16 protein-coding genes, 1 pseudogene and 1 riboswitch are annotated in these 16562 nt (G+C 73.1%); of the genes and pseudogenes, 4 read left to right on the forward strand and 13 right to left on the reverse strand.

Annotated features, from left to right (window positions below):
- Positions 1-3 precede the first annotated feature (3 nt).
- Positions 4-1368 carry a cobyrinate a,c-diamide synthase gene (locus tag ACYQ77_RS43110; RefSeq protein WP_459723241.1) on the forward strand — a complete coding sequence of 455 codons (1365 nt, stop codon included), beginning with the start codon at positions 4-6 and terminating at the stop codon, positions 1366-1368.
- On the opposite strand, the gene ACYQ77_RS43115 is transcribed toward ACYQ77_RS43110, so the two are convergent.
- Both ACYQ77_RS43115 and ACYQ77_RS43120 read right to left on the reverse strand, forming a co-directional pair.
- Positions 1260-1982, reverse strand: a complete 723-nt coding sequence (locus ACYQ77_RS43115; protein ID WP_459723169.1) for a CbtA family protein — start codon at positions 1980-1982, stop codon at positions 1260-1262. The two genes, ACYQ77_RS43110 and ACYQ77_RS43115, sit on opposite strands and share 109 nt — an antisense overlap.
- Positions 1982-2194: a CbtB domain-containing protein gene (locus ACYQ77_RS43120; protein WP_459723170.1), complete on the reverse strand. Its 213-nt coding sequence runs from the start codon at positions 2192-2194 to the stop codon at positions 1982-1984. Before ACYQ77_RS43120 ends, ACYQ77_RS43115 begins: the two co-directional genes overlap by 1 nt.
- A 32-nt stretch (positions 2195-2226) precedes the next feature.
- Positions 2227-2373, reverse strand: a riboswitch (cobalamin riboswitch).
- On the opposite strand from ACYQ77_RS43120, the gene ACYQ77_RS43125 reads away from it, so the two are divergent.
- Complete coding sequence (locus ACYQ77_RS43125; RefSeq protein ID WP_459723171.1) at positions 2374-2919, forward strand: histidine phosphatase family protein; 546 nt, start codon at positions 2374-2376, stop codon at positions 2917-2919.
- A 502-nt stretch (positions 2920-3421) separates the two neighbouring features.
- On the opposite strand, the gene ACYQ77_RS43130 is transcribed toward ACYQ77_RS43125, so the two are convergent.
- The 11 genes from ACYQ77_RS43130 to ACYQ77_RS43180 form a co-directional block, all read right to left on the reverse strand.
- Positions 3422-4390, reverse strand: coding sequence for an LLM class flavin-dependent oxidoreductase (locus ACYQ77_RS43130; protein ID WP_459723173.1), 969 nt, complete (start codon positions 4388-4390; stop codon positions 3422-3424).
- On the reverse strand, positions 4387-4704 hold the full coding sequence (locus tag ACYQ77_RS43135; protein WP_459723174.1) for a TIGR04076 family protein: 318 nt from the start codon (positions 4702-4704) through the stop codon (positions 4387-4389). Before ACYQ77_RS43135 ends, ACYQ77_RS43130 begins: the two co-directional genes overlap by 4 nt.
- Complete coding sequence (locus tag ACYQ77_RS43140; protein WP_459723175.1) at positions 4701-5927, reverse strand: amidohydrolase family protein; 1227 nt, start codon at positions 5925-5927, stop codon at positions 4701-4703. The genes ACYQ77_RS43135 and ACYQ77_RS43140 overlap by 4 nt, the downstream gene beginning before the upstream one ends.
- 69 nt (positions 5928-5996) lie before the next feature.
- Positions 5997-6665, reverse strand: coding sequence for an esterase/lipase family protein (locus tag ACYQ77_RS43145; RefSeq protein ID WP_459723177.1), 669 nt, complete (start codon positions 6663-6665; stop codon positions 5997-5999).
- Between the two features lie 128 nt (positions 6666-6793).
- Entirely contained in the window at positions 6794-7270 is a 477-nt protein-coding gene (locus tag ACYQ77_RS43150) for a nitroreductase family deazaflavin-dependent oxidoreductase (protein WP_459723178.1), read from the reverse strand.
- Entirely contained in the window at positions 7261-8094 is an 834-nt protein-coding gene (locus ACYQ77_RS43155) for a patatin-like phospholipase family protein (RefSeq protein ID WP_459723179.1), read from the reverse strand. Before ACYQ77_RS43155 ends, ACYQ77_RS43150 begins: the two co-directional genes overlap by 10 nt.
- A gap of 24 nt (positions 8095-8118) precedes the next feature.
- Positions 8119-9204, reverse strand: coding sequence for an ABC transporter permease (locus ACYQ77_RS43160; RefSeq protein WP_459723181.1), 1086 nt, complete (start codon positions 9202-9204; stop codon positions 8119-8121).
- Positions 9204-10094 (reverse strand): ABC transporter ATP-binding protein, encoded by an 891-nt coding sequence (locus ACYQ77_RS43165; protein WP_459723182.1) that lies wholly within the window; start codon positions 10092-10094, stop codon positions 9204-9206. The genes ACYQ77_RS43160 and ACYQ77_RS43165 overlap by 1 nt, the downstream gene beginning before the upstream one ends.
- Before the next feature lie 439 nt (positions 10095-10533).
- Positions 10534-11193 (reverse strand): response regulator, encoded by a 660-nt coding sequence (locus ACYQ77_RS43170; protein WP_459723183.1) that lies wholly within the window; start codon positions 11191-11193, stop codon positions 10534-10536.
- Entirely contained in the window at positions 11193-12464 is a 1272-nt protein-coding gene (locus tag ACYQ77_RS43175) for a sensor histidine kinase (RefSeq protein WP_459723185.1), read from the reverse strand. The genes ACYQ77_RS43170 and ACYQ77_RS43175 overlap by 1 nt, the downstream gene beginning before the upstream one ends.
- 24 nt (positions 12465-12488) lie before the next feature.
- Positions 12489-13514: a cellulose binding domain-containing protein gene (locus tag ACYQ77_RS43180; protein WP_459723187.1), complete on the reverse strand. Its 1026-nt coding sequence runs from the start codon at positions 13512-13514 to the stop codon at positions 12489-12491.
- Between the two features lie 186 nt (positions 13515-13700).
- Between ACYQ77_RS43180 and ACYQ77_RS43185 the strand changes: the two genes are divergently transcribed.
- Both ACYQ77_RS43185 and ACYQ77_RS43190 read left to right on the forward strand, forming a co-directional pair.
- Entirely contained in the window at positions 13701-15722 is a 2022-nt protein-coding gene (locus ACYQ77_RS43185; RefSeq protein WP_459723188.1) for a cellulose binding domain-containing protein, read from the forward strand.
- 267 nt (positions 15723-15989) lie between these two features.
- Positions 15990-16562: pseudogene (locus tag ACYQ77_RS43190) on the forward strand (MMPL family transporter); the annotation flags it as partial.

A 16562-nucleotide genomic window follows, 5' to 3' on the forward strand; every position in this document is an offset into this window, starting at 1 on the left:
GTGGTGACACCGGCGATCGTGATCGCCGCACCGTCGTCGGGCAGCGGGAAGACCGTCGTGGCAACGGGTCTGATGGCCGCGCTGCGCAGGGCGGGGCACCGGGTGGCGCCGTTCAAGGTCGGCCCCGACTACATCGACCCCGGCTACCACACGCTCGCCGCCGGGCGGCCCGGCCGCAACCTCGACCCGGTGCTGGTCGGCGAGTCCCTCGTGGGAGCGCTCTTCGCGCACGGGTCCGCAGGCGCGGACATCGCGGTCGTCGAGGGCGTGATGGGGTTGTTCGACGGGAAGGTGGGCGCGGACGGCTTCGGCTCCACGGCCCACGTGGCGGAGCTGCTCGGCGCGCCGGTGGTGCTGGTCGTCGACACGCGCGGGCACAGCTCGAGCATCGCCGCGCTGCTGCACGGGTTCCGCACGTGGCGGCCCGGGGTGCGGCTCGCCGGGGTGGTCCTCAACCAGGTCGGGTCCGACCGGCACGAGGCGGTGCTGCGTGACGCGTGCGAGGACGTCGGGCTCGCCGTGCTCGGTGTGCTGCGCAGGAACGCGGCGGTCGACGTGCCGTCCCGCCACCTCGGCCTGGTCACCGCCGCGGAACACGGCCCGGCCGCGGTGCGTGCCGTCGACGCGATCGCCGACCTGGTGGCCTGCGGGGTGGACCTGTCCTCGATCGTCCACTTGGCACAGTCGGGTGCCGGGTTCCCGCCGTGGGAACCGGACATCGAACCGGTGCCGGGCAGGCCGGTCGTCGCGGTGGCGGGCGGACCCGCGTTCACGTTCGGCTACGCGGAGCACGTCGAGCTGCTGCGCATCGCGGGCGCGGAGGTCGCGGTCGTCGACCCGTTGCGGGACGCGGACCTGCCCGACGGCACCGCGGGTCTCGTGCTGCCGGGTGGTTTTCCCGAGCAGTACGCGGCGGAACTGTCCGCCAACAGGGCGTTGCGGCAGGCGGTGGCGGCCGCGGCTCTGCCCGTGCACGCCGAATGCGCGGGCATGCTGTACCTCACGCGGTCGCTCGACGGTCACCCGATGTGCGGGGTGCTGCCGGCGGACGCGACGATGACGAGCCGCCTCACCCTGGGCTACCGGGACGTGGTGGCACCGCACGACTCCGTGCTGCACCCGGCCGGTACACGGCTCACGGGGCACGAGTTCCACCGCACCACCGTCACCCCGGCCCACGGCGACCAGCCTGCGTGGCGGTGGCGTGGCGGCGCGGACGGGTTCGCGGGTCCGCGCCTCCACGCGTCCTATGTGCACACTCACCCGGCGGCGAGCCCGACCTCCGTCGCCCGTTTCGTTGCGCGCTGCGCCATGCGCTCCAGCAGCACCGCGAACGCGACGCCGAGCCCCACCCACAACACGGCCTGAGTGCCGAGCGAGGCGACGCGGAAGTCCCACAGCGTCCGCGCCGGGAAGCCGGCGGGGAGCTCGTCGAACCGCGGCAGCAACGCGGCGACGACGGCCACCGCGACGACGTATCCCGCGCAGGCGCCGACCCGTGCGAGCCACCAGGAACGGGCGGCGGCGCGGACCGCGACCACCGCGAGCGCCAGCGACAACGTCATCATCGCGAAGTACGCGGCGGTGCGGTCGCCGATCGTCTCGGCGCGCCCGACCGCGGGCGGGTTGGGCGGGTAGACGAGGAACGGCACGAACGCGACAGCCACGAAACCGATGGCGGTCAACGCGAACGCGGTCGCGCGCGGTGTCGCCGTGCCGATCCGCCCGTGGGCGAAGGCGAACGCGAGCGAGAACAGCCCGCCGAGCGCGGCGCCGAACGCACAGGTGGCGATGGCGAGCCCGACGGTGCTCTGCACGTCCCGGCTGACCTCGGCGGCGCCGTGGTCGTGGCTGTGCTCGCCGGATTCCTCGATCGAGATGGCGACCTCGACCGGCGGTTCCCCGGCCACGGCGGCGAATCCGAACGCGAACACCCCGCCGATCAGCCCGGCGAGGAGGCCCCAGACCAGCAGGGAGCGCATCAGTGGCACGGGAAGCCGAGCAGGTGGCGACCGTCGTGCACGAGTTCGTGCAGGTAGGTGCCGTCGAACACGGACAGGGCACCCTGTTCCGTGCTGACGAAGTACATCACGATGACGAACAGCAGTCCCGCGAACACCGCCCACGGCAGGATCTGCCGGACCGGGATGACGGGGATCTGAAGGGGGACGGGCGCGTGCGCGGCCTGCGTCATGTCGCCTCCTCGGGCTCGTGCGGCCCGGTCAGTGGAGCGTTTCGACGGCGGAGGGTCTGACTCGTGGCCCGGGGGACACATACAGCGGCGCGACCGTGCCGGGTTCTCACCGGCTTCCTCGTACCATCAGGTCCCTCGCAACGTATTCAGCCCGGTCGTCCCTTGTCAACAGGAGAACGATGACGATGCGTCTCGTCCTGGTCTGCCACGGCGCCACGTCGGCGACACGCCGTGCCGCGTTCCCCGCCGACGAGCCACTGGCGGAGCCGGACGTGGTCCTCGACCCGCTGCGCGCCGACGTGACGTTCTGCACGCCCGAGCTCCGGTGCCGCCAGACCGCGGCCGCGCTGGGCCTGGACCCGGTGCCGGACAACGGACTGCGCGACCTGGCCCACGGCGACTGGCGCGGCCGCACCCTCGACGAGGTGGCCGCCGACGACCCGGCCGCGGTACACGCGTGGCTGACCGATCCCGACGCCGCACCCCACGGCGGTGAGTCCATTCGGGACTTCCTCGACCGCATCGCCGCGTGGCTGGACGCGTTGCCCCTCGACCACCACCGCGTGGCCGCGATCGTCACCCCGGCCATCGTGAAGGCGGCCGTCGTGCACGCGGTGCTGGGCACGCCGGGGTCCTTCTGGCGGATCGACGTGCCCCCGTTGTCGCGGACGGTGCTGTCGGGCCGCCCCACGTCGTGGACACTCCGGTTGCCCGTCAACGGGTGAGGGACCGGCGCGAGCGCGGGAACGGTGCTCGTCGAGCACGCACCTCGCGGACGCTCCGATGGCCGGTCACCCGTCGGGAACGGCGCAGCCGAGGGCCATGGCGCGGCCGATCCGGGTGGCAGCGGACCGCATCAACCACGCACCCGACCATTCGGCGCATGCGACCAGGTACCCGCGCGCTGATCACCACCCGGGAGTCTCGCCGAGGAGCTGCGCCACCTCCGACGGTCAACCCGCCCCGCGCAAGCGCGGTAACACGGCCCGACCCAGCAGGCCGACGCCGTAGCGGTCGGTAGCGCCCGCCCGCGGAAAGCGTCCGGAACAAGGCTCCTCGCCGAGGACCCGCGCTCGACCAGCACCGGCTCGGGCTTATCCGGACGCGTGGTGCCGCGCCGCGGGAAGCGAAAGATCCATCCGGTGGAAGCGGACCGCATCAACCACGCCCGACCATTCGACGCAAGCTCAGATCACCACCCGGCGTCTCGCCGAGGAGCTGCGCCGGTCAGCCCGCCTCGCGCAAGCGCGGTAACACGGCCCGGCCCAGCAGGTCCACGCCGTGGCGGTCGGTGGTGCCGTGCGGGGTGCCGAACTCGACCCGGGTCGCGCCTGCCGCGAACAACGTCTGCGCGTGCTCGGCCACGTCGTCCGGCGTGCCGGCGAAGCAGAACCGGTCGAGCAACTCATCGGGGATGAGCCGGCCCGCGTCCTCGTGCGCGCCTGCGGCGACCAGTTCCCGCAGCCGCGCCGCCAGTTCCGGATCCACCGCCACCGTGCGGTCCAGCGCGGCGACCACGTCCACGTACATGGCGACCTCCGCCCGTGCCCGCGCTCTCGCGACGGCACGGTCCTCGTCCACCACCGTCACGGCGCCGGCGACCACGCCGACCTCCGCCTCGCCGAGCCACGACCGCATCAACGCCACCATGTCCGGGTTGGCGCAGCCGCCCAGCTTCACCTCGTCCGCGCACCCGGCGGCCACCTCGGCGCCACGCGGTCCCCACGTGCCGATGAGCACGTCCACCCGCTCCCGGTGGACCGGGTACCGCGCGAACCCCGGCGCGACCCGGAACACCGCACCCTCGTAGGCCTCGCCGCGCAGCACCGCGCCGACCACGGCGACCGCCTCCCGCAGCGTCCGCAGTGGACGGTCGGCGGTGACGCCCGCGCGGTCGAGCCACGAACCGCGCGTGAGCCCGAGGTAGGCACGGCCCCGGGACACCAGGTCGAGGGCCGCGACCTGGCCCGCGATCTCGACGGGATGGGTGAGGTACGGGTTGAGGCACGCGGCGCCGAGCCGGACCCTGCTGGTGTGCGTGGCCATCACGAGCAGCGGGCACAGCGACGGCTGGTACCCCAGGTCGTTGAACACCGACACCCCGTCGAACCCGAACGACTCGGCCGCGACGGCCAGCGCCGCGTACTCGGCCTCGGTCTTGTCGGTCTGGAACGCCAGGCTGACCGCGCGTGTCACGTCAGGTCCTGTGTGGACATCCGGGACACGCCGGTGCGCTCGATGCGCATGATCAGCCGCTCCTCCGGGTCGGGGCAGGCGACCTCGCTGTCGGCCGCCAGCCAGTCACCGGCGGCGAGCGCCCGCTGCTTGGCGGGCAGCAGCGGCAGCACGGCGGCCATGGCGTACAGGCAGAAGTGCCGCCCATCGGGAATCGTCACGTGGCTCGACTCGCGCACCTCGAAGAAGTCACCCGGCCGCAGCCCGCACACCGACCGCCCCTCGATCCGGTCGACGACGACGCGCAGGTCGTACAGCTCCATCTCCCCGCTCACCGGCCCACCGCCCTGCCGAGGTCGTCCCGGTACACGACGCCGTCCTTCATCACGAACCGCAGCGTCCGCAGCGCCGAGACGCTCCTGGTCGGGTCGTCGCGCATGGCGATCAGGTCGGCCCGCTTGCCCGGTTCGACCGTCCCGGTGCGACCGTCCACACCGAGCCACCCGGCGGGCCGGATCGTCGCGGACCGCAGGGCGTCCAGGACCGGCATCCCCGCCTCGACCATGAACTCCAGCTCCCGCACGGTCGCCGTGGTGTCGTCGAACGGCGCGTGCGGCGGCATGTCGCTGCCCATCGCGATGTCCACCCCGCTCGCGAGCGCGTGCCGGAGGCTGTCCCAGTGCGCGGGGCCCGCGCTCAACGCGCGGTCGATCATCCACGTTGGCACGCCGTTGGCGACGAAGAACTCCGCGCACCGGCTGACCACGATGGTCGGCACGTACCAGACCCGCCGCGCCGCCATCAGCTCCGTCACCTGTCCGGTGAGCTGGTAGCCGTGCTCCACGCAGTCCAGGCCCAGCTCGACCGCCCGCGCGACGACGTCGGCGGGCCCGGCGTGCGCGGTGACCTTGCGGCCCCAGTCGTGCGCGACGCGCAGGACGGCGGCCATCTCGTCGTCGTCGAGCTGCGGGGTGTCGAGGTGCTCGTGCTCGCCCGCGATGCCCCCGGACACGCAGACCTTGATCAGGTCCGCGCCCGCCCGCAGCTGCTCGCGCGTGGCGCGGCGGAACCCGTCGGCGCCGTCGGCCTCCAGGCCGTCGGCGTCCCACCCGTGCCCGCCGGTGCAGCACAGGGCGTGCCCGGCGGTGAAGATCCGGGGCCCGTCGACGGCACCGGCGTCGATCGCCTTGCGCAGCGCGAAGTCCGCGTAGCCGCGCTCCCCCACCAGCCGCACGGTGGTGACCCCGGCCCGCAGGGTGCGGCGCGCGGAGTCGGCCATCAGCAGCACCAGCTCGGCCGGGTTCGCGCGGTGGACGGTGTCGGCGAGCGGACCGGGCAGGGCGAGTCCGAAGTGGACATGCATGTTGGTGAGCCCGGCCATGACGTGGTCCCCGTCGAGGTCGACGACGCGGGTGCCGCGCGGCGCCTCGGCGCGCACGTCGTCGGAGCCACCGACCGCGCGGATGGCGCCGTCCCCGCCCACCCAGATCCCGGTGTCGTGCCGGACGTCGTCACCCCGGCCGTCGAACAGCGCGCAGTTGACGAGAACCAGGTCCACAGCGGCCATCCTAGGCCGGGACACCGTGGTGCCGTCCCCCCGGCGCGAGGGGACGGCACCACGAGTGGGTCAGCTGCGCACGTAGTTCGCGATCGACGCCAGGACCGACGTGTCGGTCAGGAAGCCGATGTGCGTCGTGCAGGCCACCAGGTTGTTGGTCGCCCCGTCGAGCCGCGTGCTGGTGTACGGCAGGATGACGCCGTCACACGGGGAGTACCACGTGGCGTAGCGCGTGGCGCCCGGCGTCTCGTCACCCGACGAGATCTGGGCGATGAACGCCGAACCCGGGTACATCTGCTGGCACGTGATGAACACCAGGCACGCCCCGGCCGCGGTGGTGCCGTGGTTGGCACCGGCGATCGACGCGAGGTGGCTGACGTTGGCGTTGCCGCCCAGCACCTTCAGGTAGTACTGGCTGACCAGACCGCCCATCGAGTGGTTGACGATGGCGACCTTGCTGGCACCGGTGCGCGTCTTGACCTGGTTGACGTAGCTCGCCAGGCCGCGGGCGTTGGTGACGTTGTCGCCGTAGGAGTTGTACTCGTAGGCGAACAGGTTGCTGCTCGACCAGCCCGCCGCGCGGAACACCGACATGGCGGTGACCCAGTTGGACGCGCTGCCCGTGTACCCGTGCACGAACACCACGGGTGTGGTGGTGGCCGCGTTCGCCGTCGGCGTCGGCGAGAACACCGAGAACGCGACGACGAAGGCGAGCACGGCACCGATGATCCTGCGCATGAAGCCCTCCAAGCAGGGGTGGGAGGTGGGGACCCATTCAGGCTTACGCGCACCGACTCGCCGGTAACATCGGCGAAATCACCAGTCCGCGCCGCGTTCTGTGCGCGGCGCCCAACGAACCGCCCGGCTCACGCCCGCTTCGTTAGCACGAAGATCCGGAATTCGCGGCCTGCCATCCGCCGCTCGACCTCGTAACCGGGCCAGCCGCGGACGGCCAGCGCCCAGACCTCGTCCCGCTCCGGCCCGGTGACCTCCTCGGCCACGACCGGCACGGCGCGGCCGCGGACCACCACCGTGGCCTCGGGGTGGGCGCGGAGGTTGTGCGTCCACGCCGGGTGGGCCTGCCTGCCCCAGCCGGAGCCGACCACCACGTACCGGTCGCCGTACGGGGTGTAGAGCAGGTCGTTCGTGCGGGTCAGGCCGGTCTTGCGGCCCGTGGTGACCAGCCGCAGCGACGGCAGCCCGGCCAGGCCGACCAGCGTGCCGCGGCCCCTGGTCAGCCGGTGCAGCAGCCGGTCGGCGGGGAGGATCACCGGCGCGAGCCGCATCAGCCAGGCGTGCCTGCCGAGTGCTCTGGCGACCCTCGGCAGGGGGTTCAGCCCCACCAGCGGACCGCCGCGGCCACCGTCGCACCGGCCTGGGCGAGCCCGGCCCGCGCGGCCGGGGTGCGGACCGCCGGGTCGAGCGGGTCGCCCGCGAAGATCGCCGCGGTCCGCTCGTCCGGGGTGACCACCTCGACGTGCGCGCCGCGTTCGGTCAGCGCCGCCACCTGCGCCGCGGTCTGCGGGTCGGTGACCGGTGCGACGACGAGCACCCGGTCGTACCCGGCGGCCAGGTCGGCGTTGTTGAGCGACCGGACCCCGCCGTCGACGTACCGGGTGCCGCCGATGGTCACCGGCGGCCACACCCCCGGCACGGCACAGCTGGCGGCGACGGCGTCCACCAGGTCCACACCGGACTCCCGGTCGAACACGGCAGGCTCCCCCGAGACCGCCTCGACCGCGACCACCGCGAGCCGGCGCGCGGGCCACTCGTGCACCGGGAGCCGGGCGGCGATCACGGCCCGCCGCTCTGCCTCCGGCACGGTGTCGGCGGCGAGGGCGAACCTGCCCTGCCGCCGCCGCGCCTCCGCCGGGTCGGCCGGCTGCTCGGTCGCGCTCGTCAGCTCCTCCCACAGCGCCAGGTGCGAGAGGCCGGCCGGGGCCAGCTCCCGGTTCTGGCGCGCCGGGTCGACCTGCCGGTCCAGCAGGTCGGGCAGCGGGACGCCGGTGGCGAGCTGTGTGGCCACCACCGACCCGGCCGACGTGCCGAGCAGGAAGTCCGCACCCGCCACGTCGGTCCCCGCCGCCGCGAGCCCGGCGAGCAGCCCGGTCTCCCAGGCGATCCCCGCGAGACCGCCACCGCCGAGGACCAGCGCACGCGTCGTCATGCCGCGATCATGTCACGCGGACCGTCAGTCGGCGTGCGCCCAGGCCTTCGCGAGCCGCACCTTGCCGCCGGTGTGGAGCAGCGAACCCGAGTACACCCTGCTCGCCAGCAGGACGATCAGGACCACCGAGACCGCGAGCAGGCCGAGCGACGCGATCGGTTCCCACACCTGCGCCTCGCCCGCGAACAGCCGGACCGGCATCGCGATCGCGGCGGAGAAGGGCACATAGGACAGCACGGTCATCACGGTCGCGTTGTCGGAGAAGAACATCACCGCGAAGTACGGCCCCATGACGAGCATCATGACGACGCCCATCGTGGACCCGAGGTCCTCCTGCCTGCTCACGAGTGACCCGGTGACCGCCCACATCGCGGCCAGCAGCACGAAACCCAGGCACAGGAACGGCACGAACCAGCCCAGTGCGGGCGCCATGACGGCCAGCAGCACGCTCTGGCCGCCGAGGTGCAACGCGATCGGCGCGGCGACGGCGATCACCACGACCTGGCCGAGCGTGAGCAGCGCGTGCCCGATGATCTTTCCGGCGAGCAGGGCGCGCACCGGGATCGTCGCGACCAGGATCTCCACGATGCGGGTCTGCTTCTCGGTGACCGTGCTCTGCGCGATGGCGGCCCCGCCGATGCCGAACAGCAGGAACAGCAGCGAGAACACCATGATCACGACCTGCCGCTCCCCCTGCCCGACCTCGGCCGGGTCCAGCAGGTCGACCGGCGGCGCGACGGCCAGCTGCTCGACGACGTCCTCCGGCGCGGAGTCCAGCGCGATCACCCGCAGCCCGGCGGGCGCGTCGCCGGTGGTGTCCGGCACGACGGCCGCGTCGACCTCGCCGTCACGCACCAGCTCCTCGGCCGCCGCCACGTCGCCGACCTCGCGGACCTCCAGGTCGGTGCCGGCGAGGGCCCGCACCACGTCCGGCCCGACCGCGGCGACCTTGTCGGGGTTGCCGCCGAACACCGACGGCAGGATGGCGAACGCGAAGATGCCCGCCACGGTGACGATCAGGCCGATCCAGAACCCCTTCGTGCTCAGGAAGGCCTTGATCTCCCGCTCGGCGACCAGCCGGGTCGCCGAGGAGAACGAGGTGGCTGCCATCAGATGACCTCCTTGAAGATCTCGTCGAGCGTCGGCACGACCGGGGTGAAGCTGCGGACCTCGCCACGGCGCAGCGCGGCGGCGAGCACCTGCTGGTCGGTCTTCGCGCCGTTCGTGTCCGCGAGGTCGAACACCGCGCGCGGCCCGTCCAGGTCCACGATCCGCACGCCGGGGTGGTCCCGCAGCCAGCCGGCGTCGGCGTCGACGACCAGCTCGTACCGCGACCCGCCGTGCCGGGCACGGAGCTCCTCACGCGCACCGGCGGCGGCGATCGTGCCGCCGGAGAGGATCACCAGGTCGTCGCAGAGGCGCTCGACGACGGCGAGCTGGTGGGAGGAGAACAGCACCGGCACCCCGGCCGCGGCGCGTTCCCGCAGCACGGCGAGCACGGTGTCGACGGCGATCGGGTCCAGCCCGGAGAACGGCTCGTCGAGGATCAGCGCCTCGGGCTCGTGCACCAGCGCGGCGGCCACCTGCACGCGCTGCTGGTTGCCGAGGGAGAGCGCCTCGAGCTTGTCGCCCGCCCGGTCGGTCAGCTCGAGCTGGTCGAGCAGCCGGGTCGTGCCGGCCCGCGCCTGCTCGGTCGTGAGGCCGTGCAGCCTGCCGAACCACTCGATCTGCTCGGCCACCTTCATCTTCGGGTAGAGCCCGCGTTCCTCGGGCATGTACCCGAACCGCTGCCGCACCGACTGCGTCACCGGCTCGCCGCGCCAGGTCACCGTCCCACCCTGCGGGGCGAGCACCCCGAGGATGATCCGCATCGTCGTCGTCTTGCCGGACCCGTTCGCCCCCAGGAACCCGGTCATCCGGCCGGGCCGCACGTCGAACGACACACCGTCGAGCACGCGGTGGTCGCCGAAACTCCGGCTGATGGTCGTCACCGTCAACATGACGGGAAGGTTAGGGAACGATCAGGTGCGCACGCGTCCGGCGCGAGACCGACGGGCGGGTCCCCCGCACGATCTACCTTCGGCACCGGTCCGGGATGTGGCGTCCGGCCACCCGCCGCGAGTTCGCGGGCATCAGCCATCGGGAGGGTTCGGCATCGCCCGGGCCTCGCCAACAGAAACCGGGTCCACCGCCGCGGCTCGGGACACCCCGTTCCGCCGGGCGGCGTCCCGAACGGCACGTTCATGCCACCCACCGATCTCAACGCGCCTTCCAGGACAAGCGCCCACCGAACGCCCAGGTCCGCAGGCACCGCACCACCCGAAGGACTCGGCACCGTCACACCACCAACCCCGGAGCCACCAACAAGTCCAGAACCCGCCACTCCCGGGGGTGCGGCGTCCTGAACGCGCCTTCCAGGACACGGGTCCCCCGCGCGAGCTACCCCAGTGGCTCCGCGCCGCCCGGTGCCACGATCCCCCGCTCGTACGCGTACACCACAGCGTGCGTCCGGTCCCGCAGCCCGAGCTTGGTCAGCACGCGCGACACGTGCGTCTTCACCGTCGCCTCCCCGAGGTACAGCTCGGCGGCGATCTCCGCGTTGCTGGCGCCCCGGGCGAGCTGCACCAGCACCTCGAACTCGCGGTCGGTCAGCTCCGGCGGCCGGTGCGCGGGAGCGGGCGCGCCGGTCGCGAACCGGGCGATCACGCGCCGCGTGACCGACGGTGACAGCAACGCGTCCCCGCGCGCGACCACGCGGACGGCGTCCACGAGGTCCTCCGGGGACGCGTTCTTCAGCAGGAACCCGCTCGCGCCCGCCCGCAGGGCCTCGAACAGGTAGTCCTCGCGGTCGAACGTCGTGAGGATGACCACCTTCGTGTCCACCGCGGCCAGTACCCGGCGCGTCGCCTCGAGACCGTCGATCCCCGGCATCTGGACGTCCATCAGCACCACGTCCGGCCGCAGCCGTGTCGCGAGGTCGACCGCCGCGAGCCCGTCGCCCGCCTCGCCCGCGACCTCGATGTCGTCCTCCATCCCGAGGATGACCCGGAAGCCCGCGCGGACGAGGTCCTGGTCGTCGGCCAGCAGCACCCGCAACATCACGCCTCCCGCACGCCGACGGGCAGGCTCGCGCGGACCCGGTAGCCGACGTCCCTGCGCGGCCCGGCCTCCAGCTCACCGCCGTGCACCGCGACCCGCTCCCGCATGCCCGCCAGCCCGAACCCGCCGCCGTCCGCGCCCCGGGTGCCGCCGTGGCCGTCGTCGGTGATCTCGACCTCCAGCGCGGTGTCCAGGTAGCGGACCCGCACCTCGGCGCTCCGTGCGCCGGCGTGCTTCACGACGTTGGTCAGCGCCTCCTGCACGACCCGGTACGCCGACACCGCGACGCCGTCCGGGACGGGCCTCGGTTCGCCGTACACGCCGTGCCGCACCTCGAGCCCCGCCGACCTGGCCGACGAGACCAGCTCCGGCAGCCGGTCGAGGCCCGGGGTGTCCTCGCGCTGGTCGGTGTCCTCCGCCCGCAGCACGCCGAGCAGCCCGCGCAGGTCCGAGATGGCGGTCCTCGCGGTCTCCTCGACCGTCTGCAGCGCCGTCCGCGCGAGACCCGGGTCCTTGTCCAGCGCCCGCCGCGCCGCGCCCGCCTGCACCCCCATCACCGAGACGTGGTGGGCGACGACGTCGTGCAGGTCGCGGGCGATCCGCACCCGCTCGGCCACGATCGCGCCGCGCGTGTTCTTCTCCTGCGACTCACGCAGCTGCTCGGCACGCCACGCCAGCTCCGCCTGCCGGTGCGCGGACAGCCACGCGGTGTTGCCGAACCAGTACGCGGCGAAGAAGTACATGACGTTGAACACGACGCCGTACAGGAACGACGCGAGCCTCGGGTCGAGCGGCCCGGCCGCGTCCTCGAACTCCGAGATGTCCGGCCACGGCAGGGACAGCACGATGGACACCGCGAGCCAGCCGAACATCACGGCGATCACGCCGATCCGCGACCAGCGGGCGAGCGTCCGGTTCCGCTCCCACGCCCCCTCGGTGTAGATCGCGAGGAAGAGCACGATCGACGGGACCAGGTTGTCGCCGATCTGCCGTGTCTGCGCGGCGATGAACAACGCGCCGACCACGAGCAGCACGGCGAACGGGTACCGGCGCCGCACCGCCAGCGGCAACGGCAGCGCCGCGCTCCAGACGAGCTGCTCGGTCAACCCCGGTGCGGTGCCGAACGCGAACGCGCCCATGCTGTTGATGAGCACGGTCATGCCGATGGCGCCCGCGAGCACCCCGGCCGCGATGACGACGTCGATCCGCTGCTGCGCGGGTGTCGGACCGGGGCGCCGCCACCTGCTCCAGTCCGGTTCGTCCCTCCCCATGCGGGCCAACGTAGCCCATCCGGGTCAGGTCACCGCGCAGGTGGCGGTCGGCGGCTGGTTGGTGCCCGACCAGCTCCCCAGGAAACCGAACGCGGTCGACGCGCCGGGCGCGAGCGCGCCGTTCCAGCCCACGTCGCGCGCGGTCACGTCGGCGCCGTTCTGCGTGACGGCCGCGTTCCACGCCTGCGTGACGCGCTGGCCGCCGCCGAAGGTGAACGTGACGGTCCACCCGGTCAGTGGCGCGGTCGTGCCGTTGCGCACGGTCACCTCGCCCTGGAACCCGTCCTGCCAATGGCCGGTGATCCGGTACTCGGCGGTGCACGCGCCCGCGGGCGGCGGGTCGTCGGGCGGGGTGGTGCCGCCGATGGCGGCCACGACCGCCGGGTACCAGCGGTCGGCCATCTTCTGGAAGCCGGAGTCGACGGGGTGCACGCCGTCGAAGGTGTCGGTGGCGGCGGAGAACCCGGTCCACTGGTCCACCACGGTGATCGGCGAGCGGGTCGTCGACAGGCCGGCCGCCCAGCCGGGGATCGCGGCGTTGAGCGCGACGACCCGCTGCGCGCACCCGGTGCAGTTGGCCGGTGCCATCGGGATGAGCTGCGCGACGACGATCTTCATGTCCGGGTTGTTCGCCCGCATCTGACCGACCAGCTTGGTGTACGCGGCGAGGATCGCGTCGGTGGAGATCGTGCCGCCCCACAGGTCGTTCGTGCCGAGGTGCATCAGCACGACGTGCGGGTTCGTGGCCGAGAGCCAGCCGGGCAGCTGGTTCTGGCCGGCGATGCCGGTCGCGGTGAAGCCGCTGTGGCCCTCGTGGTCGCCGTCGTGCGGCACGGCACACCCGCCGCCGGCCTGTGTGCCGACGAAGTCGATGCCGGTGTGGCCGGTGCGCTGCAGCCGGTCCCACAGCAGGGCGCGCCAGCAGCCGGGGCCCGCGGTGATGGAGTCGCCGAGCGGCATGATCCGCACCGGCGCCGCCGCGGCGGAGGGCTGGACCACGAGCAGCGTCAGCACGAGCGCGGCGATGAGCGCGAGCAGCCTTCTGGACATGGTTCTCCTTGGGAGCGCTCCCAAACCGGGCGGCTCGGACGTTGCCCACTGAACGCCGGTAAGTCAATCCCCGCCACCTGTTCGGCCCAACGGGCACGATCGCCGATGCCTTGTGCCCGTTGACAAACCACCGGAACTACCGGAGTCTGGGAGCGCTCCCAGACACCGTCGTCGACGAGGACAGCCATGAGACGATCACGCCCTGCCGCGTTACTGGTGCTCGCGCTCACCGCCACGGTGCCCGTGGCCGCTCCGCCCGTCGCCGCTGCGGCCGCCGACGTGACCGTGGTGGTCAACGCCCTGGCGGGGCTGGAGAAGGTCGCGCCAGCGGCGATCGGGGTGAACCACGCGATCTGGGACGCGCAGCTGGGCACGCCCGCGGTCGCGGACCTGATGCGGGACGCTGGCGTGCGCACCATGCGCTACCCGGGCGGCTCGTACTCGGACATCTACCACTGGGAGACGCACACCGCGCCGGGCGGCTACGTCGCGCCGGACACCGACTTCGACCACTTCATGGCCGGCGTGCGGCGGGCGGGCGCGCAGCCCATCGTGACCGCCAACTACGGCACCGGGACGCCGGAGGAAGCCGCGGGCTGGGTGCGGTACGCGAACGTCGAGAAGGGCTACGGCGTCACGTACTGGGAGATCGGCAACGAGAACTACGGCAACGGCCACTACGGCGCCGACTGGGAGGCCGACGACCACCCCGACAAGAGCCCGGCCCAGTACGCCACGCTGGTCCGCGACTACGCGCGGGCGATGAAGGCCGTCGACCCGTCGATCAAGATCGGGGCGGTGCTCACCACGCCGGGCGAGTGGCCGGACGGCATCACCGCCGAGGGCGACGCGGGTCCGTGGAACCAGGTGGTGCTGTCGATCGCCGGCGCCGACATCGACTACGGCATCGTGCACTGGTACCCGACCGGCGAGACGGCCGAGGAGGTGCTGCCGAAGACGAACCGGATCGCCGACCAGGTCCGGCTCGTGCGCGAGCAGGCACGCCGGTACGCGGGCAAGGACATCGGCATCGCGATGACCGAGCTGAACACCTCCTACGGCCGCAACACCCAGCCCGGCGCGCTGTTCGCGGCCGACGCGTACGCGACGCTGATGGCGAACGGCGTGTTCACCGTCGACTGGTGGAACGTCCACAACGGAGTCGAACGCGCGTCGACGATCGCCGGCCAGCCCGACTTCCACGACTTCGGCCTGCTCTCCAGCGGCGGCTGCACGGGCGACGGTTCGGTCTGCCAGCCCGCCCTGAACACGCCGTTCGCGCCGTACCACGCGCTGGCGATGCTGTCGAGGTTCACGCGGCCGGGCGACCAGCTGGTCGCGGCGAGCACGTCCGATCCCCGCGTGGTGGCCCACGCGGCCCGCCACACCGACGGCGGCCTCGCGGTGCTGCTGCTCAACCAGCACGCGGACGCGGCGCGAACGGTGGCCGTGGACTACGCGGGCTACACCCCGGCCGCGACGGCGCAGGTGCTGACGTACGGCAACGGCGCCACCGCCATCGCCACCACGACGGGCACCGCGGGCGCGGTGACCCTCCCGCCGTACTCGCTGACGACGCTGCTGCTGCGCCCGTCCGCCCAGACCACCCCGCCCGCGACCCCGGCCCGCCCGTCGGCGACGTCCGTCACCGACCGCACGGCCACCCTGACCTGGCCCGCGACGACGGCGCGCGTCAAGTACGAGATCCACCGCCAGAACGGCACCACCACGGAACAGTGGGGCGAGACGACGGGCACGACGTTCACCGTCGCCAACCTGACACCCGCCACCCGCTACACGGTCAACGTGGTGGCCCGCGACCGCGCCGGCCGGGTCTCGTGGGCCTCTCCCCCGCTGACGTTCCGGACGGCCACCCCCGCGACGTCCACGTGCGCGGTCCGCTACACGGAGACCACCAACTGGGGCAACGGTTTCGTCGCCAACGTGGACATCACGAACACGGGCACGCACCCGCTCGACACGTGGACCCTCACGTTCACCTGGCCGACGACGTGGCAGCACGCGGACAGCGGCTGGAACGCAGGCTGGAGCCAGTCGGGCCGCACGGTCACGGTCACCAACGTGGACGGCAACCGGGTGCTCGCACCGGGCGCCACCACGACGGCGGGCTTCGTCGGCTCCTACCAGGGCCCGGACGTCCAGCCGGTCGCATTCACCCTCAACGGCACCCTCTGCTCGACAGGCTGACCCGCGCACCGGCGCGCCACGTTAGGCTGCCGCACCCGCGCTCGACGAAAGGGTGTGTGCTCGGTGTTGGCGGCTCTGGCGAGGTGGTGTGCACGGCACCGCGGCCTCGTGGTGGTGCTGTGGGTGCTGGCGGCGGTCCTGCTGCTGGCCGGCGCCCGGCTGGCGGGCGAGGACACCCCGGACGAGGTCGAGGTGCCCGGCAGCGACAGCGCGGCGGCGAACTCGGCGCTCTCCGGTGCCGGGCAGTCCGACCCGAAGAAGGCCGACATGATCGTCACCGGTCCGGTCGGCACCCCGGCCGGGCGGGCGGCGCTCCAGGAGACCGCCGACGCGATCTCCGCCGTGCCCGGGATCGGGACGGTGCCGCGGCAGTGGGCGCCCAGCCCGGACGGCACCGCCGTGCGGCTCGCCATCCCCGTCGAGGACGGCGTGACCGTCGACCGCACGCTCGCGCAGGACGTCCTCGACGCCGCGGCACCGGCGGAGGACGCGGACATGGCCGTCGCGCTCGGCGGCTCGCTCGGCCGCCAACTGTCCAAGGTGGACTCCACGACCAGCGAAGTGATCGGGATCGTCACCGCGTTGCTGGTGCTGCTGCTCGCGTTCGGGTCCGCGGTGGCCGCGCTGCTGCCCGTGGTGACCGCGCTCGTGGTCGTCGCGGGTGGGCTCGGTGGGCTGCGGATCCTGTCGGCGGAGGTGAACATCCCCGACGTCGCGCCGACGCTCGCGGCGATGATCGGGCTCGGCGTCGGCGTGGACTACGCGTTGTTCCTGGTCAACCGGCAGCGCAGGCTGCTGGCAGCCGGCCGGTCCCCCGCCGACGCCGTGCCCGTCACCGCT

This window comes from Actinophytocola sp. KF-1, from assembly GCF_054661535.1.